The sequence below is a fragment of the Chryseobacterium endalhagicum genome (assembly GCF_016745235.1).
GTDB classification, from domain to species: Bacteria; Bacteroidota; Bacteroidia; order Flavobacteriales; family Weeksellaceae; genus Chryseobacterium; species Chryseobacterium endalhagicum.
The window spans coordinates 659,120-682,912 of record NZ_JAELVM010000001.1; the positions used below are offsets into that span (position 1 = coordinate 659,120).

Sequence of the window (23,793 nt, forward strand, 5' to 3'; positions counted from 1 at the left end):
ATTCGGATCTGCGTTTTTCACTGATAATTTTGAAGCATAATTTTAAAACAATGAGTTATGAAAATAAAATTGTTAATGATGATCGGTCTCTTTACGGGAAGCGTCATCAGTGCTCAGGAGAAGTTGAATAAATTGGATAAGCCCAGGCTTATTGGCTTTTCACCTTCCAAAAAAACGAAAAATGTTAATGGGATGCTTATTAAGTATTATGATGAGATTGATCATGAGATACAGCCTAAAAAAGTTAATGGTGTTGGATTGGGATTTAATGGCCTGGGGATTTTCTTTCCCGCATTGCTTCTCGTAAGTATTCCGTCTATTGATAACTGGGCTATTAATGATATTGATTCTGAGACTTTACCGGACAAAATGAATAAAATTAATGGTTTGCAGCTGTCTATTATTAATATGGAACCTACGGTTACCAATGGTCTGGAAATCAATATGGCCAGTAATATCAGTGCGCCTTCGGTTACCAATGGAGTTGCGTTTTCACCGTTATACAATTTTCATCACACCACAAAAGGAGCCGCCGTTTCTACTTTTGCGAATGTAGCTCAAAAATGCAGAGGTGCTCAGATTGCTTTAATTAATGTATGTAAAGATTCACGGGGAATACAGATTGGTTTCTGGAATGAGAATGAGAAACGGAAGCTTCCCCTGATCAATTGGAATTTTAAAAATAAGAAGTCATGAAACACTTACCCTATTTACTGATTGCAGCCAGATTTATCCTGGCTCCGGTGATTCTGTTATTAGCTTATTTTAAAGGCACGGAAGCAGGAACTTTAATTTTAGGATTAATGTACTTCGGCTTATTAACGGATATTTTCGATGGAATTATTGCCCGGAAAGCGGGTGTTTCATCTGAGAAATTAAGAAGACTGGACAGTCAGACCGATTTGGTGTTCTGGCTTTCATTAGGATTTGCCTCCTATCTTTTGAATCCCGGATTGATTAAAAACGAATGGCAGGGAATCCTGTTGATCTTTGTCATGGAAGCACTTTGCTACATCGTCAGTATCTGGAAATTCGGGAAAGAGACCTGCACGCATGCGTTTCTGTCAAAAATGTGGGGATTGAGCCTGCTCATTGCTTTTACCTACCTGATCGGATTTCAGCAGACAGGCTGGGCATTCTACCTGACGGTCGGATTGGGGTTTATATCTCATATTGATGTGATTTTAATTGTCATTCTGCTACCAAAATGGCAATATGATGTACCGAGCTCTTATCACGCCTGGAGAATCAGGAACGGAAAAGAGCGCAAGAAAACACTGTTTTTTAATTAGAGAAAATGCTTAAGGAAGTTGGAAACTGGAATTTTAAAAGCAGAGCTGTACTGCGGTTTTATTACCTTTTTACAACCTGGTAAAGTATCCCGGCCTATCCATGGCAAGGTTTTAAACCTTGCCATGGATGCTCAAAACAGCAGCTTCTAAACTCTCCACCTTCATTTAAATAATATCCACAGCATAGTTTTAGATTGAATATTTTGATAAATGGTTTTTTAAAAACACAGCGTAATCATCAAGTTGCGCTGTTTTTTTGTAACTTTGCAGACGTTAATTTTTAAACGAAAATTTATAATCAACAAATGAAAAAGCAGACCATTAAGGAAATCCTACAGGATTACAAGAAAGTATTACATCATGACATTACGGTTTACGGTTGGGTAAGAACATTCCGTGCGAATCGCTTTATAGCGCTTAATGATGGTTCTACGATCAATAATTTGCAGATAGTTGTTGATTTTGAAAATTTTGACGAGGAGATTATCAGCAAAATCAGTACTGCGGCCTCTCTGAAGGTGATAGGTGAAGTGGTGGAAAGCCAGGGAGCCGGACAGAATGTAGAAATTGTGGCTAAAAAGATTGTTATTTTAGGTGACAACTTTACAGAAGACAGGGATAAAACCATTCTTCAGCCTAAAAAACATTCACTGGAAGTATTAAGAGACCAAGCGCATCTAAGATTCAGAACGAATTTATTCGGAGCTGTTTTCAGAGTACGCCACGCGGTAAGTTTTGCCGTGCATTCATTCTTTAACAAAAACCAGTTCTTTTACATCAACACTCCGGTGATTACAGGGGCTGATGCAGAAGGAGCAGGAGAAATGTTTGGGGTTACCAACTTTGACCTGAACAATATCCCAAGAACTGAAGATGGTGAAATAGATTTTGCACAGGATTTCTTTGGAAAGAAAACCAACTTAACGGTTTCCGGACAGCTTGAAGGGGAAACTGCAGCCATGGGATTGGGAAGAATTTATACATTCGGACCTACCTTCCGTGCAGAAAATTCAAACACCACAAGACACCTTGCCGAATTCTGGATGATAGAGCCGGAAGTGGCATTCAACAACCTTGAAGACAACATCGACCTTGCGGAAGATTTCTTAAAATATGTGATTCAGTATGTTCTTGACAACTGTAAAGATGATCTTGAATTCCTGGACAAGCGTTTTGAAGAAGAGCAAAAATCAAAACCGGAAAAAGAAAGAGCCAAAGAAGGTCTTATCGAAAAACTTCAGAATGTAATTGCGAAACGTTTTAAGCGTGTAAGCTATACGGAAGCTATTGAGATCTTACTGAACTCGAAAGAAAATAAAAAAGGAAAATTCCAGTATCCGGTAGAGAGCTGGGGTGCAGACCTTCAGTCCGAACATGAAAGATTCCTGGTGGAAAAACATTTTGAATGTCCGGTAGTATTGTTTGATTATCCTAAAGAAATCAAAGCTTTCTACATGAAACTGAACGATGATAATAAGACCGTTGCAGCCATGGACGTTCTTTTCCCTGGAATCGGAGAAATCATCGGAGGATCGGAGAGAGAAGCAAGATTAGATGTATTAAAACAGAAAATGGCAGATATGCATGTAGATGAGCATGAACTTTGGTGGTACCTGGATACCCGAAAATTCGGTTCTGTGCCGCATGCAGGCTTTGGTTTAGGGTTGGAAAGACTGGTTCTTTTCGTAACAGGAATGACGAACATCAGAGATGTGATTCCTTTCCCTAGAACACCGAAGAGCGCTGAATTCTAGACCTATAAAAAAAGCCTTAATGTAAAAATTAAGGCTTTTTTTATTTTTCAATAGTTTATTATGTTAATAAGTTAATGCAAAAATCATGCTAAATGTGTCTTTTGTCGAATAAATTTATTAAATTCGTGGAATATGTTATGTTAAAACACAAAGACTAATATGCTTAAACAACACTTACAACTCAAGCTAGGACAGAAGCTGGCACCTCAGCAGATCCAGTTGATGAAGCTTATTCAGCTTCATACATTGGAATTTGAAGAGGAGCTGGAAAGAGAGCTGGAAGAAAACCCTGCTTTGGAAATTGTAAAGGAAGATTCCAAAGAAGATGAATTTTCTTCACTAGAAGATGCTTATCAGGATGAAGGAACGGAGAGCATTCAAACAGATTTTGATGTCAACGAGTATATCTACGATGACGAACCCAGCTATAAAACGGCCTCCAGCAACTATTCTCCGGATGATGAAGAGTTCGATAACGAAAGTCTTCTTACGGAAGGACAGTCTTTATATGACTACCTTTTGGAACAGATCCACCTGGTGAACATCACCGAAGAAGATGAGAGGATTGCTGAATACGTTATCGGAAATTTAGATACAGACGGTTACCTGAGAAGAGAGATCAAAGCTATTGTGGATGATCTGGCGTTCTCGCAGGGAATTTATACCACTAAAGAAAAGGTTGAGGATATTCTGGAAAACTATATTCAGAAGCTTGATCCGCCGGGCGTGGGAGCAAGAGGTCTTCAGGAATGTCTGCTGCTTCAGATCGAGAAGAAAGTGAGCTCAGATAAAGCTGTTTCACTGGCTGCCAATATCCTGAGACATCAGTTTGATGCACTTACCAATAAGCATTACAACAAGATCATTCAAAAATATGATATTGAGGAAGAGGATCTTAAAGACGCGCTGGAAGAGATTTCCAAACTTTCGCCGAAAGTAGGAGGGAATTTTGATACGCAGACCATCACGATTAACCAGGAAATCATTCCGGATTTTGTAATCCAGGTGAAAGATGGTCTTGTAATTCCTATGCTGAACAGCAAGAATGCACCGACTTTAAGAGTTTCTGAAGAATATAAGGATATTCTGACTACCTATTCCCACGATAAAAACTCTTCGGAGCACAAGCAGGCTGCATTGTTCATCAAACAGAAACTGGATGCTGCAAAATGGTATATTGACGCCATTAACCAACGTCAGAATACCCTGCTTCAAACCATTACTGCGATTGTGAAGTTCCAGAAGGATTATTTTATCACAGGTGACGAAAAATCGCTGAAACCAATGATCCTGAAAGACGTTGCAGATATTACAGGATTTGATATTTCCACCATTTCAAGGGTGGTGAAAAGCAAGTATGCCGATACCCCGAACGGAATCGTGTACCTGAAAGATCTTTTCTCTGACAGTCTGACGAATGACGATGGTGAAGAAGTTTCTACCAAGGAAATCAAAACCCATCTGCAGGAAGTAATCGGGAAAGAAAATAAGAGAAAACCGCTTACTGATGACGCACTGGTTGTGATCCTGAAAGAACAGGGCTATAATATTGCAAGAAGAACGATCGCCAAATACCGTGAACAGCTTAATATTCCGGTAGCAAGATTAAGAAAAGAACTTTAATCAGTGATTCATAAATAAGTAAAAGCCCAGAGATTCTGGGCTTTTGTATTTTTAAGGAGAAAAATCTGCTTAATCTGTTCAATCCGCGCGATGCTTTTATTTTTACGCAAAGAATTTCATTTTAATACTGCATATTTTAGGTTGCAAAGAGAGAATCAATAAGTTGGTTCGATTCAGCGGACAATTTATCCAGCACCTTAATCAACGGCGTAGCCGGAATCTTTGCTTTCCTTAAAATAATATACTCTAAATAAAAAACTTTGCGTTTAAAAAATTATGAACGCTGTTTCAATGTTTCCAGCTGCAGTTCTTTAATAGAGATCTCCCGCATTTCCACCTTCCTTATTTTCCCGGAAATCGTCATCGGAAATTCATCTACAAATTTCCAGTATTTCGGAACTTTATAATGGGCAATTCTTCCCTGGCAGTATTCCAGAAGCTCAGTTTCCGATACCTCAAAACCTTTCCGGACCTTCACCCAGGCCATCACTTCCTCTCCGAATTTCTCACTCGGAATTCCAATGATCTGTACATCCAGAATATTTGGGTAGGTGTACAGAAAGTCTTCAATTTCTTTGGGCGAAATATTTTCCCCGCCACGGATGATGAGGTCTTTAATTCTCCCGGAAATGGTGATATAGCCTTCATCGTCCATGACGGCCATATCTCCCGTGTGCATCCAGCGGGCGTCATCCAGTACTTTTTTTGTATTTTCAGGGTCATTCCAGTATTTCAGCATGACGGAATAGCCTCTCGTACAGAGTTCACCATGTTCCCCGCGTGGAAGAGTCTTTCCGTTTTCGTCAATAATTTTGATCTCAAGATGATCCTGCACAGTTCCTACGGTACTGACCTGTTTTTCCAAAGTAGTCCCGATCAGGGTTTGCGTTGAAACAGGAGATGTTTCCGTCATTCCATAGCAGATGCTCATTTCTTTAATGTTCATGAGGTTTTCCACCTTTTTCATAATTTCCGGCGGACAGACTGAACCAGCCATTACGCCCGTTCTTAAATTTGAAAAATCATAGGTATCAAAATCCTTAACTGCCAGTTCAGCGATGAACATCGTAGGAACGCCATATAAAGAGGTGCATTTTTCTTCAGAAACTGTTTTTAATGTCAGTTCAGGATCGAAACTGTCATTGGGAATCACCATACATGCGCCGTGGGCCGTACAGCAGATATTCCCGATCACCATTCCAAAGCAGTGATAAAACGGCACCGGAATACACACGCGGTCTTTCTCCGAATATTTTAAACGGATCCCGATAAAATATCCGTTATTCAGAATGTTGTGATGGGAAAGGGTAACACCTTTTGGAAAGCCTGTAGTTCCTGATGTATACTGGATATTTACAGGATCATCAAACTGTACGTGCTCTTCAAAGCTGTGAAGGGTATCATCGGAAATATCCTGTCCGTTATTTAAAAAATCTTCCCAGTTGTCATCAAAGAAAATTTCATGTTCCAGACTTGGGCAGACTTCTTTTGCATATTCTACCATTTCCTTGTAATTGCTTGTTTTAAAGCTTAAGGAGGAAAAAATATTGCGGATTCCGGACTGATTGATGACATACGTAAGCTCGTGGGTTCTGTAGGCCGGATTAATATTGACCAGAATGGTTCCTATTCTGGCCGTAGCATACTGAAGCAGGACCCATTCATACCGGTTCGAGGACCATATTCCGATCCTGTCGCCCGCTTTGGCTCCCAGAAAAATTAAGGCTTTTGCAACAGCCGTTGTCTGATTATAAAATTCCTGATAGGTTGCTCTGTAACCCTGATGAACACAAACCAGTGCTTCCTGGTTAGGGTATTTTTCAACCGTCTTTTTCAGATTTCCTCCAATAGTTTGTCCCAGTAATGGAACTGAGGAAGCTCCATAGACGTAAGATAATGGCATAGTTTAAGATTTGGTACGATAAAATTAATGAATAAATCCTGAACTCATGCCTGTTTCAGACTAATTTAAGCAGCAAATTAATCACCGACCCTTTGCATCATTTAAATAGACCATTGGTTATCTTATTAGTTAAAAACAATTCACCATTGACCTGCGAAGCAAAATTCACCATTGACCACTCTAGCAGGACAGTCTGATATCTGATGTCTGAAATCTCAGATCAAAACCTACTTCTCCAAAGAATCAATCTCCCTGAGCTGCTGTAAATTTCTATCCAGCTTTCTGATGATAATACCATACACAAGTCTGTAATAAAGCCAGATCAGAAGCACACAAAGTATTGTGCTCACAATGATTCCTACAATAACGATGATGAGGTTGGAATTGGAAGGCTGTATGTTTTGTGAATTCAATACATAAAAAATAAACGCCGTAAATACGAACATGAAAGCCACCAGCAGTGCAATGCTGATCAGGATAAAAGCATTCACGGTCTTTTTGAATTTGATGATCCGAGTAATAAGACCTTTAAGGTTTTCCTCGATCTTTATTTTACGGTAATTCTGATAAAATTTAAGAACAAAATAAGCGGTGATAAGTAAGCTTAGTATTTTTATGGCCAGATACGCGTGATCAAAATTGGTTTCAATCTCAGGGGTTTTCTGTGCGCCCAGTTTTTCCAGTATTTTACGGAAGCTGTCCGATTCATCATCCTGAAAGAAATAAAACAATCCCAAAACGGAAAAAAATAAAAATTCGGCCACACTGATCCAGAAAATATATTTCACATAATTACGCGACTTTCTGTTCAGCATCTGATGAATCTCATTGCTGTCGTATTTCGGTTGAACAGGTTGCTCCTGCCATGTTTTCTTAAAGCTGTCTAAATCAAAATCAGGCATATTTTTCCATCTGTTCTTTAAGGGTTTTCTTTAATCTGTTCATTTTCACGCGGGCATTAACTTCGGTGATCCCGAGGTTTTCTGCAATATCCTTATAAGGCAGGTCGTCAAGATACATCATTACTATAGCTCTTTCTACATTGGGCAGTGTTTTGATCACAGTATACAGAAGTGAGATCTGCTGCTGCTTATCATCATCATCTTCCACAAAATCCCTGTGGTTGATGTCCAGCTCGTTCGTAGGAAGGCTTTTGCTTTTTTTTCTGAAAAGAGTAATGGCTGTATTAAGGGCTACACGGTACATCCACGTAGAAATTTTAGAATTTCCTTTAAAGGAATCGTAGCTTCTCCAAAGTTGCAGTACGATCTCCTGAAACAGGTCTTCTTCATCTTCAAGAGAGTTGGTATAAAGGCGCGAAACTTTAATAATCAGACCCTGATTATCTTTGATAAGCTGCGCAAATTCTTTTTCTCTGGAAGTCATAGCTGTATAATGGCACGAAGATAATAATAATGCGGTAATTTGTTGATATGATGATGCGTTAATTTGTTGATGTGGGGATTGGTAATGCGGTGATTTCTTGATGTGATGATTTGTTGATGAGGATAATGTGATGATTGGATGATTCTTTGATTTGATGATGAGGATAATGTGATGAATTACTAATTTGTTGATTTAAAGATGATTAATGATATTTGAATTTATTGCAGTAATTCAATATTCAATAGGAATGGGCTTTAGCCCATTTAACATTTAATATTTAAAAATTATCATAAAATAAAAAACCTTCTCCGGCTTCAGCCAAAATATAAAAAAAATCACCTTCTCAACAATTCCCTAAATTATTTCCCGCCACCTCAGTACATTATCCCCACCATCATCAAATCACCACATCAGCCAAATCATCGCATTAACCCATTATCACATCATCACATTATCCAATCACCACATCAGCCAAATAATCCGTATCTTTGCAACCGCGAGAAAATCGGCTTGTTGATTCCTGTTTCGGCAGGGGTAGGAAAGTCCGGACACCATAGAGCAGCAAAGCGGATAACATCCGTCACCCGTGAGGGTAGGACAAGTGCAACAGAAAGCAGGTACAGTTCGGCTGTAGTGAAACCAGGTAAACTCTTTGCGGTGCAATGATAAGTATATCGGTTCTTTCCAGCAATGGAAATAGGGGCGGCTCGTCCTGAAAGCCGAGGGGTAATCAGCTCAAGTTTTGCAGCAATGTAAAACGTAGATAAATAACAGGCACTTCTTCGGGAGTACAAAATCCGGCTTATAGATTTTCTCGTGATTTTTATGTAAGTATACAACTGATTATTATAAAAAAAGCGGAGACCAGTCTCCGCTTTTTCTATGAATAGATCTATAGATAAGTTATCTTATTACTAATAAACCTGAAGAAAGGTAGTACTGACGCCGCCACTGGTTATGGTAAATATATCGCCACTGTTCAGACCGTTGGAAGTCGTGAAATTATCAGGAGAGGCATAACATGGATTTTGGGGTACAGCTAAAGTAGCACTGAAACCGATAACATTAGTGGTGGTTCCCGGATATACCATACTAAATTTAGCCACATTCCATACCGTGGTGTTTGATAATGTTCCTCCGGGTACCAGGCTTGGATCATTCCATGGACTTACATTGGTGGTGTTAGGGTTGGTCACTACAGTCCAGTTAGCCGTTGGATAGAAGGATGAGCCAAACTGATCCCTGAAATTATCATACTGAAGATGGTTTCCGTTTCCCATGTTAGCATCGGCCGGTACTGTGATCAGCGTACTGTTTGCTACCCTTGGATAGCAAGGTGATGTCATATTGTGGGCGATCACATCACCGCGGAAATCGTAGGCTGAGTAATTATTAATGATGAGTCTTCCCTGGGCAAAAGCCGTCACTGATGCAGCAAAGGCCAATACTGTTGCAATTTTTTTCATATTATTTCTCAGATTTAATGTTTTTACGAATCTCGTCACTTTTCTGTAGATAGATCTGGGTGGCCCATACAATAATCTGGCTCATATCACCTCCTGTTTTTCTGGTCAGCTCAGCTTCTGTAACGCCCGTGGAAAGAATCAGTTCTTTGGAAGCAGGAACGAGAAGAGCTTTTCTACGGTCACTTAATTCGGACGTATTTCTTTTTTTCTCCTCTTCTGTAGGTCTGTTCTGAGGATCGCCGAGACTTTTAAAAGCTTTGTCGAAATTTTCCATTTGGGGAGTCTTCATACTTTCCACTGTATTGACGGCAGAGCCTTCATTATTACAGGATACTAAAGTTAAGGAGGCAAATATTGCTGTTAAAAAAAGTTTTTTCATGATTAATTTAAATTTAGGTTTGATTTTTTCTGCTTAATAAAGCTGTAGATAAGTAATGCCTGAAATGGTAAACATTTCCGCACTGTTATTCCCTGAAGGGGTAACAAAATAATCATTGATACCCGTACCACATGGGTTGGCGATATTCATATTGGCCCGGAAATTTTCAGTGTTGGGTGTGGTTGTTCCCATATCCATCATGTCAAATTTGGTAGCATACCATTTCGTGGTAGTAGCAATAGTACTGCCCGGCGAAAGATTGGCATTATTCCACGCCATGATAGAAGATGATGTGGGGCTTTGTGTCACTACCCAGTTGGCCGTAGGATATAAGGAAGAAGAGAATTGGCCCATATAGTCTTTGTATACAAGCTCAAGACCGTTGCCCATATGAGATTCGGCGGGTACTACAATTACTCCGTCATTTCCAACCCGTGGATAACATCCTGCTGTGGAATTGGTAGCAATTAAAAATCCGTAAAAATCAAATTTTGAATAATTGTTTACAATGATCATTCCCTGCGAATACACAAAAGAAGCGGCCACCGTACCGAGTAGGACTAAGATTTTTTTCATAATTAAATAACCATTAATAGAGTTGGATGTACGTAATGACAGTTCCTCCGCTGCTCAGCGTAAAAATCTCCGCACTGTTATTCCCTGTAGTGCTCGTCATATTATCGGACGCATTATAGCAGCCGGCATTACCTGTCACTGTGATGGCTCCGTTAAAATCATCAGGGGCAAGATTGGTGGTTCCCGGATAGTACATCACAAATTTTGTGGTGGCCCATCTGGTATTGTTGGAAAAAACTCCGTTCGGCATTAGAGAAGCATGGTTCCATGGTCTTGATACTCCCAAAGCAGAAGAGGTGCTTATATGCCACTGCGTAACCGGGTACAGAGAAGAAGTAAATTGATCCCTGTAATTGGTGTATTTCAATTCCAGACCGTTACCCTGATGGGAATTGGCAGGAACTTTTACCATATCCGGAAGACTGGAGCTTATAAAAGGATAGCATCCTCCTGCAAGGTTGTTGGCGATGAGAAATCCCGAAAAGTCGTATTGAGAATAGTTATTCAGAATAAGAGTTCCCTGGGAGTATCCAAAAGAAAAAGCGGCAAGGCCTATTAATGCTAATATTTTTTTCATGATAATTAATTTTAAGATTTAATATTTTTACGGATTTCGTCACTTTTCTGCAGGTAGATCTGTGTGGCCCAGACAATGATCTGGCTCATATCACCTCCTGTTTTTCTCGTAAGTTCAGCTTCTGTAACGCCTGTGGAAAGGATCAGTTCTTTCGATGCTGGTACGAGAAGCGCTTTTCTTCGGTCACTCAGTTCGGAAGTATTTCTTTTTTTCTCCTCTTCTGTAGGTCTGTTCTGAGGATCACCCAGACTTTTAAAAGCCTTGTCGAAATTTTCCATCTGCGGCGTTTTCATGCTTTCCACTGTATTTACGGCAGAACCTTCATTATTACATGATGCCAATGTTAAAACGGCTATTGCAGCCGATAAAAAATAGTTTTTCATAGTTAAATTGTATGTTGATCCATAAGATCTGGTTTTAATAAAGCTGTAAATAAGTTTCTACCAAACCTGTACTGGTAGTGATAGTAAAAATTTCCGCACTGTTGGCCCCGCTCGGAGTGGTATAAAAGTCAGGAGCAATATAGCATGTGTTTCCTGCAAGGCTCACCGTGGTATTGAATCCCGGAACATACTGAGAGGTGGCGGGATCATACATTTCAAACTTTGAAGCCGACCATTTTGTATTGATGGAAATAGTTCCTCCCGGCATCATGCTGCCGTGGTTCCAGGGTCTTACCGTGGGGCTGTTGGGGGCAAGGCTCACATTCCAGCTAGGCATTGGATACAGCGATGTGGTAAACTGATCCCTGTAATTGGGATAGATCAAAGCATTACCATTACCCGTATGGGAATTAGGCGGGATAATAACTCCACCATTGGTCGAGATAAACGGATAACAGCCTCCTGCAAAATTATTAGCGATCAGGGCACCACGGTACTCATACGGAGTATAGTTGTTCACGATCATGGTTCCGCCCTGCGAATATCCAAAGGAAAAAGCGGCCAGACCAAGTAGCGTTAATATTTTCTTCATGGTCATTTTTTAAGATTTAATGTTTTTACGGATCTCATCGCTTTTCTGCAGATAGATCTGCGTGGCCCAAACGATGATCTGGCTCATGTCACCGCCTGTTTTTCTGGTCAGTTCAGCTTCTGTAACCCCTGTTGAAAGGATCAGTTCTTTGGAAGCAGGAACCAGAAGGGCTTTTCTTCTATCGCTCAGTTCGGAAGTATTTCTTTTTTTCTCCTCTTCAGTAGGTCTGTTCTGAGGATCACCAAGACTCTTAAAAGCTTTGTCAAAATTTTCCATCTGTGGCGTTTTCATGCTTTCCACCGTATTTACGGCAGAACTTTCATTGCTGCATGAAATCATACTTAAAATGGCAAAAGCAGTTATTAATACATGTTTTTTCATAGTTAATTTTAATGATGAGCAATAGATTAATAGATCTGGAAATAAGTAACCTGTCCGCCAGCTGTTGTGATCGTAAACCAGTCTGCAGTAACTCCGGTGTTTGTGCCTGTTTGCGTTGAACTTAAAAAATTACCGGAAAGTACCGGGTCACCTACCTCAAAAGTATCAAGAGTATACCCTGTGCTATCTGTAAGACTGAAGGCAAAGCCCATCCATTCATCAATAGCAGTCACCGCTGTGATTATTGGATGGTTGTAAACATACGTTCCGCTATTGGCACTGTTTAAAGGGTCTGCATAATTCCATCCGGGAATCGGAATAGGGTTGGGGCCTCCGGTATTATCGAATTTGTCATATTTGGTGTAAGCTCCCGCCGGAATGGTGTATACCAAATAAGGAGGATTGGGAAGCGCGTACATATACGGCTGCGAAGATCCCATACCTGCCGAGCCTATCGTCATGAATCTTCCCCCGGCATCATAGGCACTGTAGTTGTTGATGACAAGTGTGGAAGATTGCGCAGAAATGACTACTCCTGCCACTAAACTCAGAATAACAGTTAATTTTTTCATATAATAATTAATTTAATGCTTAGTGTTTATTAATTGGATTTAATGTTTTTACGGATCTCATCGCTTTTCTGCATATAGATCTGTGTAGCCCAAACGATGATCTGGCTCATATCACCGCCTGTTTTTCTCGTAAGTTCAGTTTCAGTAACGCCTGTGGAAATAATCAGTTCCTTCGAAGCGGGTACGAGAAGCGCTTTTCTTCGGTCACTCAGCTCGGATGTATTTCTCTTTTTTTCTTCCTCTGTAGGTCTGTTCTGCGGATCACCCAGGCTTTTGAAAGCCTTGTCAAAATTTTCCATCTGAGGCGTTTTCATGCTTTCCACAGTATTCACGGCAGAGCCTTCATTATTACAGGAAATCAGGGTTAAGGCAGCAAAAGCCGCCAGTAAAAAATATTTTTTCATAAGGGAATAGGATATTAATGTTAATTTAAATTATTAAAGAGCCTGTAAATAGGTATAAGTAGTTCCGCCGCTGGTAATCGTAAACCATTCCACTACCGCTTCCGGAGTGGTATACGTGTTCGGAACAGGATTGCAGGTGTAAGACGTATCGCCTACAGCTCCTGAAGACATCGGTGTTCCGGACTGATGAAACTGATATTCAGAAACCACCCATTTGGTATTCACGGAAATTACCCCATTCAAAGCAAGACTTGCATGACTTCCGGGTCTGGAAGTTGCATTATTCGGAGATAGAGATACTTTCCAGTTGGTTCCGGGAATATTATAGCTGCTGTAGCTTACGGAATTTCCGCCTGGAATAACAAGTTCCGGGTTTTCAAGAGCTACATAAAAATAACAGCCCGGCGTAGTAAGACTGGCTGCCGTCACTCTCGTATGAAAATCATAAGACGTATAATTGTTGATAACAAGCGGACCTCCCTGTGCAAATGCAGACGATATGGATAGCAATCCTATGATGGTTAAAAGCTTTTTCATATTATTGATCAGATTTAATGTTTTTACGGATTTCGTCACTTTTCTGCAGATAAATCTGCGTGGCCCAAACAATGATCTGGCTCATATCACCGCCGGTTTTTCTCGTAAGTTCAGCTTCAGTGACTCCCGAAGAAATAATCAGTTCTTTCGAAGCCGGAACCAGAAGTGCTTTTCTTCGGTCGCTCAGTTCAGAAGTATTTCTTTTTTTCTCCTCTTCTGTAGGTCGGTTTTGAGGATCACCCAGACTTTTAAAAGCTTTGTCGAAGTTTTCCATTTGTGGGGTTTTCATACTTTCCACCGTATGGGCAGCAGTATTCTCATTGCTGCATGAGGCAAGCGTTACAACGGCCAGTAGAGCCGATAGAATCAGTTTTTTCATGATTAATTGTTATTAAATTTAGGTTTTGAATTGATGTTAAGTTCAGACATCAGCCTTCCTGGGAAAGCAAAAACAGCTGCTTTCCATATCGGTGATGAACAATAAAACAGGCAGCTGTCCGGCAGCTGCCATTTTCTTAAAAGATCTGCAGGTAAGTAGTAGGGCCGCTAGGTGTGGTTATGGTGAACCAGTCTGCGCTTGAAAAAACTCCCGTTCCTGAAGTGCTGAATCCTGAATATACAGTAGGATCTCCCAGCTCATACATATCGGTAACGCCGAGTGAAGGATCCGTCAGCCAGAAATGAAACCCTCCCCATACGTTGGAAGGATTCATTACAGATGAAATAAAAGGATGACCGGGAGGATAAGTTCCGCTGTTGGCAGGATTGGTAGGATCCGTAACATACCACAGGGTGATCGGAAGAGCTGCTGCATTTGAAGTGCTGAACGTATTATACTGCGTCATTGCTCCGGCAGGAACTGTGTAAGTACCGTAAGGAGCGTTGGGTGCTGCATACATATATGGACCCGGAGCACCGCCGGGCATACCCGTACGCAGTCTTCCTATCGCATCAAAGGTGTTATAATTCTGTATAATTAAAGGAGAAGACTGGGCAAAAGAAAGAACTCCAGCCAGAACAGATAAAAGTAATGCTGTCTTTTTCATAGTAATATAAGTTTTATTGGATGACTAAGTAGGTGTAAACGTCTGTACCGGCAGTGATGGTGAACCACTTGGCACTTCCCCAGGCTGTTGTGATCACATCAGGGGCTGTATTGCATGGAAGAGCTGTTTCTCCGATATCCCCGTTAAAATAGGTCTCCGGAACAGAAGTTCCTGCATGATACATCTGGAATTTGGACATTGACCATCGGGTATTATTGGAAATAACACCGCCCGGAAGTAAGCTGGGATGGTTCCATGGTCTCGGGGAAGCGGCAGATCCTGCCCCTAGATAAACGTTCCAGGTAGAAACCGGATAGCCGGAAGAAGAGAACTGATCCCTGTAATTTTCATACTTTGCAGTGGCTCCGGCCGGAATTATTATTTCATCGGGAACTTTGGAGGTAACCAGAGGATAACATCCGCCCCCTACATTATTATTGGCATAAAGAGTTCCATGGAAATCATAGTTTGTGGTGAAATTCTGAATAATCAGCATTCCTCCCTGAGCATACGCCGAAGAAACGGAGCACAGGCCCAGCAGCAGTAAAAACTTTTTCATGATTATTGATCAGATTTAATGTTTTTACGGATCTCATCACTTTTCTGCAGGTAGATCTGCGTGGCCCAAACGATGATCTGGCTCATATCGCCGCCTGTTTTTCTGGTCATTTCAGCTTCTGTAACGCCGGAGGAAAGAATAAGTTCCTTGGATGCCGGAACCAGAAGTGCTTTTCTTCTGTCGCTCAGTTCGGATGTATTTCTCTTTTTCTCTTCCTCTGTAGGTCTGTTCTGCGGATCACCCAAACTCTTGAAAGCTTTATCGAAATTCTCCATTTGCGGAGTCTTCATGCTTTCTACGGTATTTACGGCATTTCCCTCACTGTTGCAGGAAATAAGACTTATTACAGCGATTGCTGATAATAATAAATGTTTTTTCATAGCTAAAGTTTAATGATTGGTAATTAAAAATTAATTTTTGATAAATTTATAAAAAAAACTCATATGAACAATAAATTATTCACATTTAGGTGTCTTTTAAGTTAAATTTATTTACCTGTATTTAGCTATTATGTAATATTTTACCGTTATGATTTATTCACTTTCGAGTGTTTTTTTAGCCTCAGACAGCTCAGATCTCTCTTTTTCAACCAATTGAGGGTACTTTAAATCCATCTTTTCCAGAGTGTCAATAATGATCTGGATAGCAGCTACTCTTGCAAACCATTTATTATCTGCCGGAAGCACATACCACGGTGCGTGATCCTTCGAAGTTTCGTTGATTGCCGTTTCATAAGCTTCCATATATTGCGGGAATAAAGCTCTTTCCGGAAGGTCGGCGGCCGAGAATTTCCAGTTTTTTTCCTGTTCGTTGATCCGGTCTAATAATCTTTTCTTCTGCTCATCTTTGGAGACATTTAAAAATATTTTCACGATGGTGGTTCCGTTCTGTGCCAGGTGCTTTTCAAAATTCCGGATGCTTTCATATCTGTTTTCCCAGAATTTATCATCAAAATCCTTCACGGAAGACCACGTTTTCTCGCTGAGGTTGTATTCCGGATGAACCTTACACACCAAAACACTTTCATAATGCGATCTGTTAAAAATCCCGATCATTCCCTTTTGAGGAAGAGCCAGATAATGTCTCCACAAAAAATCGTGGGAATATTCCTTGGAACTTGGTGTTTTAAAGCTGGTCACATTACATCCCTGAGGATTCACGCCTCCGAAAACATGTTCTATCAGACTGTCCTTTCCGGCAGCATCCATAGCTTGAAGAATGACAAGCAGAGACTGGCTGCCGTCCGCATAAAGCTTTTCCTGCAGTTCTCGGAGTTTTTCTTTTTCCGCGATTAGTAGCTGCCCGCCTTCTTCCTTGGTCAGTTTTCCTTTATATTCTGTTGAAGCTTTTTTAATTGAAAATTTTCCTTTGATCAGGAAGTCATCTGAGAAATTGGTGTCCATTTTTTTAATATTTAATGATTGAAGAATTTAAAAATTTAAAGATTTTAAAAAATTAAGAGATTAAGAAATTCAGAAATTAAGGGGGGCCTCTAATTAACTTCTAAATCTGATGTCTGACGTCTGAGATCTGGCATCTAACTTCTAACCTCTAATTTCTAATATCTAAATTAAATAAAAAAACCGCCTCCAAACGAAGACGGTTCCTTTATTTTTTAAGTAGAGATTACTTTGCTGCTGCTTTTTTAGCAAGTTTAGCTGCTTTCTTTTCAGCTTTTGCTGCTGCTTTCTGCTCCTCAGCGGTTAATGGCTTTGGTTCAGGAGCGTTAGCATCTACATTACCTTTAATGTAAATTACGCTTCTGCTGTTCGCCGGGTCATTAGAGAAAACCTCGATCATTTTGTTGAAAGGTCCGTTAAGAGTCGTGTTGTATCCAACTTTAATCTTAGCAGATTTCCCTGGCATGATTGGGTCCTGGCTGAACTCAGGAGTTGTACATCCGCAAGAAGGTTTTACATTGGAAAGGATCAAAGGCTTGTCACCAGTGTTAGTTACTGTGAAGAATCTTGTACCGTCAGCACTTGGCTTAATGTTACCGTAATCAAAAGTAGTTTTGTCAAAAGTGATTGTCTGTGCAGAAGCCAGTGCAAACGTTCCAAATAATGCAATTCCTGCAATTAATTTTTTCATATTCTTGAATGTTAATATGTTTGTTAGATAAATTTTGAGAAACAAAGTTAAAAATTATTTTAATTCATACTTAAAATTTTTTTTCTTTAGACTATTTTTGCAAATTGTAAGCAAAGAAATAGAATTTATGCAGATTTCAGAAAAGTATAATCCACAGGAAACAGAACAGAAATGGTACAACTACTGGATGGAAAACAAGTATTTCCACTCAGAGCCGAATGACAAACCACCATATACTGTGGTAATTCCTCCTCCAAACGTAACGGGGATATTACACATGGGACATATGTTGAACAATACCATTCAGGATGTTCTGGTCCGCCGTGCAAGAATGCAGGGCTTTAATGCCTGCTGGATTCCGGGAACAGATCACGCTTCAATTGCCACTGAAGCCAAAGTTGTTGCTAAACTGAAGTCTGAAGGGGTCAATAAATCAGATATTACCCGCGAAGAATTCTTAAAACATGCCTGGGAATGGACCGACAAATATGGAGGAACAATCCTTGAGCAGCTGAAAAAGCTTGGTTGCTCATGCGACTGGGACAGAACCCGATTCACTATGGAAGAAAAGCTTTCCAGGCAGGTGATCAAAAGCTTCGTAGATCTATATAATAAAGGATTGATCTACAGAGGCTACAGAATGGTAAACTGGGACCCGGAAGCAAAAACCAATATTTCTGATGAAGAGGTAATATTTAAAGAACAGAACGGAAAATTATATTTCCTTAAATATAAAATTGAAGGTTCGGAAGAATTTCTTTCCGTAGCGACAACCCGTCCCGAGACCATTTTCGGGGATACAGCGGTATGTATTAATCCTAATGACGAAAGATATGCTCATCTGAAAGGTAAAAATGTAATTGTACCGATCGTAAACAGGGTAGTTCCAATTATCGAAGACGAATATGTTGACATTGAATTCGGAACGGGAGCGCTGAAAATTACTCCTGCTCACGATACCAATGACTACGAGATCGGGCAGAAGCATCAGTTGAAAATGATCGATGCTTTAGATGATGACGGAAATCTTAATGAGCACGGTTTACATTACGCAGGACAGAACAGGTTTGATGTAAGAAAGCAGATCGCAAAAGAATTACAGGAAAAAGATCTTTTACTGAAAGCAGAAGATTACGTCAATAAAGTAGGAACTTCAGAAAGAACAGGAGCGGTAATTGAGCCTAAGGTTTCAGTTCAGTGGTTCCTGAAAATGTCTGAAATGGCTCCTCAGGCTTTGGAGGTGGTGATGAATGATGAGGTTAAATTTTATCCTGAAAAATTCAAAAATACCTATAAGCATTGGATGGAAAACATCCGCGACTGGAATATCTCCCGCCAGCTTTGGTGGGGACAGCAGATTCCGGCATTCTTTTATGGAAATGACGAAAATGATTTTGTAGTTGCAGAAACCATCGAAGAAGCTTTAGTATTGGCGAAGCAAAAAACCGGCAACGAGCAACTGACAAATGACAACCTGAAGCAGGACGAAGATGCCCTTGATACCTGGTTCTCATCATGGTTGTGGCCCATGTCTGTATTCGATGGTCTTTTGGATCCTGAAAATAAAGATATCAACTATTATTATCCAACGTCTGACCTGGTAACAGGACCGGATATTATTTTCTTCTGGGTAGCCAGAATGATCATGGCCGGACTGGAATACAGAAAAGAAGTTCCGTTCAAAAATGTTTATTTTACTGGTATTGTAAGAGACAGCCAGAGAAGAAAAATGTCAAAATCTTTAGGAAACTCACCAGATCCTCTGGAATTAATTTCCGAGTTTGGAGCGGATGGAGTTCGTGTAGGGATTTTATTGAGTTCTGCAGCAGGAAACGATTTGCTTTTTGATAAAGATCTGATGTTGCAGGGAAGAAATTTCGCAACCAAAATCTGGAACGCTTTCCGATTGATCAATATGTGGAATCATGAGGACAAACCAGCCAATACTGCAGACCAGCAAACGATTGAATGGTTTGAAAATAAACTTAATAAAACAATTGCTGAGATTAATGATCAGTTTGAAAAATTCAGAATTTCTGATGCTTTACACCTGATCTATAAATTAATCTGGGACGATTTCTGCGGATGGTATCTTGAAGCGATCAAGCCAAATTACGGAGAAGGAATTTCCAAGGACGTTTATAATAAAACCATCTATTTCTTTGAAGAATTAATGAAACTGCTTCATCCGTTTATGCCTTTCTTAACGGAAGAATTATGGCAGACTATTTCTGAAAGAAGTATCGAAGAAGCATTAATTGTTGCTCAGCAGAAAAAGGCAGAAGGGTTTAATGAAGAGATTATTAAAAACTTTGAAACTGCTGAAGAAATTATTTCCGGAATCAGGAACTACCGTCAGACCAAAGGAATTTCTCCAAGAGAAGCCGTTGAGGTATATACGGGAGCTTCAGAATTTGCCAACGAAGCGGTGATCAGAAAGCTGGCGAATGTGGCTGAAATTTATTTCGGAGAAAAAACTGCGAAGCCTAGCTTTACATTCCTTGTGGGAGCTAACGAGGTTTCTATTCCTCTAAGTGAAAATTTAGATCTGGGTGAAGAGAAAAAGAAGACAGAAGAAGAATTAAAATATTTAAAAGGATTCCTGATCTCTGTGGACAAAAAGCTTTCCAATGAAAAATTTGTAGCCAATGCCAAGCCTGAAGTTGTAGAAGTAGAGCGTCAGAAACAGAAAGATGCTCAGGATAAGATTGCGATCTTGGAAGAGAAGCTGAAAAGTTTGTAATGAAATTTAAAGATAAAGTTGGAACTTTTAGGGTCATTAGCAGTTTTACCATCAGAAGAAAAAAAGAATTTTATCTGATTGGTAATCTGTCGGAAGGAACTGTGAAGGAAAATAATTATATAAATATTATTTTAAATTCAAGTTTGGCAATTTTTGCCAGAATTACTTCTGTAGAAGATATTGAAATGGCTGATGACCCTAAAATGTATCAGCTTTTAATTATTGAAAGCCAGGAAGCTGAAATGAACGATATTTTATTTTGGCAGAATGTTGGCAGTGAAAATGTATACATCACATTAAGTGGTGAAGACTAATTAAAATTAAATGACACACCTAGAAAACATAAAAAAACTATTCTCCAGAAACTTCGTAGAAAACCCTTTACTGGAAAGCTTCGAAGTGGGGAAACTCTATCTTTCAAGCGGAAAGCTGGTGGCATGTGATCCTTTGATCACCAATGATATGCTTCCGTTTTCTACAGAATTTCCGAAAGGGAATTTTTCTGTTTTGCTGCATAAAGAAAGAGAAAGCAACTGTGTCGCGTATGCAGAAATTATTTTCAGTAATGCCGAAATTTCGGAATGGAAAATGGCCGTTACTGAAGGGCAGAACGTAAAAGACCTTGCCGAAGAAGAAATATTCGGATATCCGGTAGAAAGCGGGATGGGATGCTTGATGGATGTGGATACCCAAAACAGCCTCAACGAGCTGGAAAAAAGATTGTACCACAGCAAAGGCGCAGATTTCATGGGAATCTACGAAGAGTTTTTCCATGACTATTTCTTTGATGAGAAAGGAGCTATAGACCAGTATGCCTTCCTGAAGCCGGCAGACGAACATCCGGGAACAATTTTCGCCTTTGAAACAGGATATGGTGAAGGTTTTTATGCCAGTTATATCGGCTATGACCAAAATCACAAGCCGGTGAAGATAATTACAGAATTTATTGAAATAAGTTAATTAAATTAGTTATTTTTGAAACCTAGTTTTCTGAAAATAGTATATTTAAACTAAGATAAAAACACCAATGAAATTCTCGTCAGAACAACCCAAAATTATTGTAGTAGGCAGTTCCTCTATTGATCTCGTTTTAGAAACCGAAAAAATTCCCCAGTCCAATGAAACGGTTTTAGCCGTCAATTCAGACAGTTATTTTGGAGGAAAAGGAGCCAATCAGGCGGTGGGAACCGCAAGGCTGGGAGCCAGTGTCTATTTTATAGGATGTGTGGGGATGGATCCTCTTGGTCAGCAGATCATGAGAAATCTTGTAGGCGAAGGGGTAAATGTAGGTTTCGTTCATGAAACCGATGCAGAATCCACAGGAACAGCGTACGTAACCACCAGCCATGGAAACGCGGCTATTGTGGTAGTTCCCGCTGCGAATAAACGTCTCAGTATTCAGCATGTGGAAGATGCGGACCGCTATTTTCACAGCGTAGATCTTATTCTCGTTCAGCTTGAAGTAGCGATGGAGGTCGTAGAGTATGCGATCAGAAAAGCTAAGAAATACGGCAAAAAAGTAGGTCTTTATGCTTCACCGGCGATGAGAATCAATGAAGGGATTATTGATAATGTAGACTTTATCGTTACCAAAAGCAGCGAATTACACACCGTTTTCGGAGAAGAAAAAAGAGAAGAGATCCTTAAAAAATACTTTAACAAGGTATTTGTAAGAGATGATACCAATTCCACGATCTATTTTGACGGAACGGAAATGAAGTATTACAGAAATGACAAAGATGAAACCGTTTACAAAATGGGAATGGGGGATGCCTTTACTTCAGGATTTGCTGTAGCGCTATGCCACGGGAATTCCATCGAGGATTGTGTAAAATTCGGAAATGAAGTCTCTTCAAGGGTTTCCGGAGGCAAAGGATCGCAGACGGGACTTCCGAGAATGTCGGATTTCTTTTCTTAAAGCTATTTGCCACATATCGAAAAACAGAAACTTAACCTAAAAATATAAGTAAAATCTCCACTTTTATAGTGGATTTTTTACTTTTTACAGGATGGAAAAACTGGAACTCATTACAAAGGACCACAGCTCTCTGGCCGTCCACCTTTTCAGGCCCGAAAGCAGCAATGGAAAACTCCTTCTGATCAATTCCGCGACCGGAGTGAAGCAGCAGGTGTATTTCTCATTTGCCGAATTCATGTCGGAACATGGGTTTACAGTCATTTCATATGATTACAGGGGAATAGGACTTTCAAAACCTAAAAATATGAAAGGTTTTAAGGCTTCTATGAGGATCTGGGGTTCTAAAGATTATAAAACACTTACCCAATACATTAAAACAGAGTTTTCAGGCTATAAAAAATACTGTCTGGGCCATTCCGTGGGCGCACTGATCCTTGGAATGAACGAGGATTCTGCCATGTTCGATGAATTTATTTTTGTGGGAACACAGAATGCATTTGTGGGAAATCTGAAATTCAGAACAAAAATTGAAGCCTATCTAGGATTTGGAATTGTTCAGCCGGTAACCACCGGATTATTAGGCTATTTTCCTGCTAATTGGTTTGGCCTCGGAGAAAGTCTTCCAAAAAATTGCGCATATGACTGGAGAACCTTAATTTTAAACAGGAAATCCACCAACAGGCTGTTGGAAAAAATGGTTGACTATTCTAAAAATTTGACACAAAAAGTGTTTGTGATCCGGGCAGAAGATGATGTATGGCTTACTGAAAAAGGCGTGTTAAGCCTTTTAAACAATACCTATCCCAATCTTAAACCTTCCTACAGGCTGGTAAAGACCTCTGAATCTGACAAAAAAGAAATCGGGCACATCAATTTTTTTAGAAGTTATAATAAAAAACTCTGGAATATTATTTTAAACGAATTGGCAGATACATGAAAAGTACGATTGAAAACACCGTAGAATTTGTAAAAGAGAAACTGGAAGGGGCAGAAGCCGGGCATGACTGGTACCATATTGAAAGAGTCTGGAAACTTTCCGCAAAAATTGCAGCCACAGAAGACTGTAATCAGGAAGTGGTAGCACTTTCCGCACTGCTGCATGATATTGCAGATCCAAAATTTCATAATGGAGACGAAACCATTGCTCCGAAAATTGCGCGGGAATTTCTGGAAAGCCAGCAGGTTAGCGAAGATGTGATAGAAAAGGTCTTATTTATTATTAAAAATATTTCGTTTAAAAACAGAGGAGAAGCACCTGCTGAACTGCCGATAGAGCTTAAAATTGTGCAGGATGCCGACCGTATTGACGCCATCGGGGCTATCGGAATCGGAAGAACATTCAATTTCGGAGGATTTAAAAATAACCCGATGTATGACCCTGAAATTCAGCCGAGCCTGAATATGTCCAAGGATGAATATAAAAAATCCAACGGCACAACCATCAATCATTTCTACGAAAAACTCCTCCTTTTAAAAGACCTGATGAATACCAAAAAAGGAAAAGAACTGGCTCAGGAAAGACATGATTATATGCTGGGATTCCTTGATCAGTTCTACAAAGAGTGGAATGTTGATTAAGACTTCTCCTGAAAAATCTTAAATCAGTATCTT

At 39.9% G+C, this 23,793-nt stretch carries 29 protein-coding genes and 1 other RNA gene; 11 read left to right on the forward strand and 19 right to left on the reverse strand.

The window, feature by feature from the left end; all coding sequences use genetic code 11:
- Window positions 1-57 precede the first annotated feature (57 nt).
- From JET18_RS02885 to rpoN, 4 genes are all read left to right on the forward strand, one after another.
- Window positions 58-696, forward strand: a complete 639-nt coding sequence (locus tag JET18_RS02885) for a hypothetical protein (RefSeq protein ID WP_202089109.1) — start codon at window positions 58-60, stop codon at window positions 694-696.
- Window positions 693-1,292 (forward strand): CDP-alcohol phosphatidyltransferase family protein, encoded by a 600-nt coding sequence (locus JET18_RS02890; RefSeq protein WP_202089110.1) that lies wholly within the window; start codon window positions 693-695, stop codon window positions 1,290-1,292. The genes JET18_RS02885 and JET18_RS02890 overlap by 4 nt, the downstream gene beginning before the upstream one ends.
- A 305-nt stretch (window positions 1,293-1,597) precedes the next feature.
- Window positions 1,598-3,046 (forward strand): asparagine--tRNA ligase, encoded by a 1,449-nt coding sequence (gene asnS, locus JET18_RS02895; RefSeq protein ID WP_202089111.1) that lies wholly within the window; start codon window positions 1,598-1,600, stop codon window positions 3,044-3,046.
- 159 nt (window positions 3,047-3,205) lie between these two features.
- Window positions 3,206-4,669, forward strand: coding sequence for an RNA polymerase factor sigma-54 (gene rpoN / locus JET18_RS02900; RefSeq protein WP_202089112.1), 1,464 nt, complete (start codon window positions 3,206-3,208; stop codon window positions 4,667-4,669).
- A gap of 274 nt (window positions 4,670-4,943) precedes the next feature.
- Here the strand turns inward: rpoN and JET18_RS02905 are convergent, their stop codons facing one another.
- From JET18_RS02905 to JET18_RS02915, 3 genes are all read right to left on the reverse strand, one after another.
- A complete protein-coding gene (locus tag JET18_RS02905; RefSeq protein ID WP_202089113.1) occupies window positions 4,944-6,572 on the reverse strand; it encodes an AMP-binding protein in 1,629 nt (542 codons plus the stop codon).
- Between the two features lie 227 nt (window positions 6,573-6,799).
- Window positions 6,800-7,474, reverse strand: a complete 675-nt coding sequence (locus JET18_RS02910) for a beta-carotene 15,15'-monooxygenase (RefSeq protein WP_202089114.1) — start codon at window positions 7,472-7,474, stop codon at window positions 6,800-6,802.
- Window positions 7,467-7,958: an RNA polymerase sigma factor gene (locus JET18_RS02915; protein ID WP_034729370.1), complete on the reverse strand. Its 492-nt coding sequence runs from the start codon at window positions 7,956-7,958 to the stop codon at window positions 7,467-7,469. The genes JET18_RS02910 and JET18_RS02915 overlap by 8 nt, the downstream gene beginning before the upstream one ends.
- A 497-nt stretch (window positions 7,959-8,455) precedes the next feature.
- On the opposite strand from JET18_RS02915, the gene rnpB reads away from it, so the two are divergent.
- An RNA gene (gene rnpB, locus JET18_RS02920) (RNase P RNA component class A) lies at window positions 8,456-8,779 on the forward strand.
- 93 nt (window positions 8,780-8,872) lie between these two features.
- Here the strand turns inward: rnpB and JET18_RS02925 are convergent.
- The 16 genes from JET18_RS02925 to JET18_RS03000 all read right to left on the reverse strand — a co-directional run bounded on the left by JET18_RS02925 (window position 8,873) and on the right by JET18_RS03000 (window position 17,521).
- Window positions 8,873-9,424, reverse strand: coding sequence for a hypothetical protein (locus JET18_RS02925; RefSeq protein ID WP_202089115.1), 552 nt, complete (start codon window positions 9,422-9,424; stop codon window positions 8,873-8,875).
- A 1-nt stretch (window position 9,425) separates the two neighbouring features.
- A complete protein-coding gene (locus tag JET18_RS02930; protein ID WP_202089116.1) occupies window positions 9,426-9,803 on the reverse strand; it encodes a hypothetical protein in 378 nt (125 codons plus the stop codon).
- A gap of 33 nt (window positions 9,804-9,836) precedes the next feature.
- Complete coding sequence (locus tag JET18_RS02935; RefSeq protein ID WP_202089117.1) at window positions 9,837-10,379, reverse strand: hypothetical protein; 543 nt, start codon at window positions 10,377-10,379, stop codon at window positions 9,837-9,839.
- Between the two features lie 13 nt (window positions 10,380-10,392).
- A complete protein-coding gene (locus tag JET18_RS02940; RefSeq protein ID WP_202089118.1) occupies window positions 10,393-10,956 on the reverse strand; it encodes a hypothetical protein in 564 nt (187 codons plus the stop codon).
- Between the two features lie 11 nt (window positions 10,957-10,967).
- On the reverse strand, window positions 10,968-11,339 hold the full coding sequence (locus tag JET18_RS02945; protein WP_202089119.1) for a hypothetical protein: 372 nt from the start codon (window positions 11,337-11,339) through the stop codon (window positions 10,968-10,970).
- Between the two features lie 34 nt (window positions 11,340-11,373).
- Window positions 11,374-11,931, reverse strand: coding sequence for a hypothetical protein (locus tag JET18_RS02950; RefSeq protein WP_202089120.1), 558 nt, complete (start codon window positions 11,929-11,931; stop codon window positions 11,374-11,376).
- A gap of 9 nt (window positions 11,932-11,940) precedes the next feature.
- Window positions 11,941-12,312: a hypothetical protein gene (locus JET18_RS02955; protein WP_202089121.1), complete on the reverse strand. Its 372-nt coding sequence runs from the start codon at window positions 12,310-12,312 to the stop codon at window positions 11,941-11,943.
- A gap of 26 nt (window positions 12,313-12,338) precedes the next feature.
- Window positions 12,339-12,884, reverse strand: a complete 546-nt coding sequence (locus JET18_RS02960; protein ID WP_202089122.1) for a hypothetical protein — start codon at window positions 12,882-12,884, stop codon at window positions 12,339-12,341.
- Between the two features lie 29 nt (window positions 12,885-12,913).
- Window positions 12,914-13,288, reverse strand: a complete 375-nt coding sequence (locus tag JET18_RS02965; RefSeq protein ID WP_202089123.1) for a hypothetical protein — start codon at window positions 13,286-13,288, stop codon at window positions 12,914-12,916.
- Between the two features lie 33 nt (window positions 13,289-13,321).
- On the reverse strand, window positions 13,322-13,825 hold the full coding sequence (locus tag JET18_RS02970) for a hypothetical protein (RefSeq protein ID WP_202089124.1): 504 nt from the start codon (window positions 13,823-13,825) through the stop codon (window positions 13,322-13,324).
- 1 nt (window position 13,826) lies between these two features.
- Window positions 13,827-14,204, reverse strand: a complete 378-nt coding sequence (locus JET18_RS02975; protein ID WP_202089125.1) for a hypothetical protein — start codon at window positions 14,202-14,204, stop codon at window positions 13,827-13,829.
- A gap of 136 nt (window positions 14,205-14,340) precedes the next feature.
- Entirely contained in the window at window positions 14,341-14,871 is a 531-nt protein-coding gene (locus tag JET18_RS02980) for a hypothetical protein (RefSeq protein WP_202089126.1), read from the reverse strand.
- A gap of 13 nt (window positions 14,872-14,884) precedes the next feature.
- Window positions 14,885-15,430 (reverse strand): hypothetical protein, encoded by a 546-nt coding sequence (locus JET18_RS02985; protein WP_202089127.1) that lies wholly within the window; start codon window positions 15,428-15,430, stop codon window positions 14,885-14,887.
- Window positions 15,431-15,432: 2 nt separating this feature from the next.
- Complete coding sequence (locus tag JET18_RS02990) at window positions 15,433-15,810, reverse strand: hypothetical protein (protein WP_202089128.1); 378 nt, start codon at window positions 15,808-15,810, stop codon at window positions 15,433-15,435.
- A 153-nt stretch (window positions 15,811-15,963) separates the two neighbouring features.
- Window positions 15,964-16,833, reverse strand: coding sequence for a polyphosphate kinase 2 family protein (locus JET18_RS02995; RefSeq protein ID WP_202089129.1), 870 nt, complete (start codon window positions 16,831-16,833; stop codon window positions 15,964-15,966).
- Window positions 16,834-17,056: 223 nt separating this feature from the next.
- Window positions 17,057-17,521: a DUF1573 domain-containing protein gene (locus tag JET18_RS03000; protein WP_202089130.1), complete on the reverse strand. Its 465-nt coding sequence runs from the start codon at window positions 17,519-17,521 to the stop codon at window positions 17,057-17,059.
- Window positions 17,522-17,648: 127 nt separating this feature from the next.
- Here JET18_RS03000 and JET18_RS03005 point away from each other — a divergent pair, with 127 nt between their 5' ends.
- The 6 genes from JET18_RS03005 (at window position 17,649) to JET18_RS03030 (ending at window position 23,760) form a co-directional block, all read left to right on the forward strand.
- A complete protein-coding gene (locus JET18_RS03005) occupies window positions 17,649-20,264 on the forward strand; it encodes a valine--tRNA ligase (protein ID WP_202089131.1) in 2,616 nt (871 codons plus the stop codon).
- Entirely contained in the window at window positions 20,264-20,578 is a 315-nt protein-coding gene (locus tag JET18_RS03010) for a hypothetical protein (RefSeq protein ID WP_202089132.1), read from the forward strand. Before JET18_RS03005 ends, JET18_RS03010 begins: the two co-directional genes overlap by 1 nt.
- Before the next feature lie 10 nt (window positions 20,579-20,588).
- Complete coding sequence (locus JET18_RS03015) at window positions 20,589-21,224, forward strand: DUF4241 domain-containing protein (protein WP_202089133.1); 636 nt, start codon at window positions 20,589-20,591, stop codon at window positions 21,222-21,224.
- A 67-nt stretch (window positions 21,225-21,291) separates the two neighbouring features.
- Window positions 21,292-22,182, forward strand: coding sequence for a ribokinase (locus tag JET18_RS03020; RefSeq protein ID WP_202089134.1), 891 nt, complete (start codon window positions 21,292-21,294; stop codon window positions 22,180-22,182).
- Between the two features lie 91 nt (window positions 22,183-22,273).
- Complete coding sequence (locus tag JET18_RS03025; RefSeq protein WP_202089135.1) at window positions 22,274-23,119, forward strand: alpha/beta hydrolase family protein; 846 nt, start codon at window positions 22,274-22,276, stop codon at window positions 23,117-23,119.
- The gene (locus tag JET18_RS03030; protein WP_202089136.1) at window positions 23,116-23,760 is read left to right on the forward strand and encodes an HD domain-containing protein; all 645 of its coding nucleotides are present in this window, start codon (window positions 23,116-23,118) and stop codon (window positions 23,758-23,760) included. The genes JET18_RS03025 and JET18_RS03030 overlap by 4 nt, the downstream gene beginning before the upstream one ends.
- Window positions 23,761-23,793: the final 33 nt, after the last annotated feature.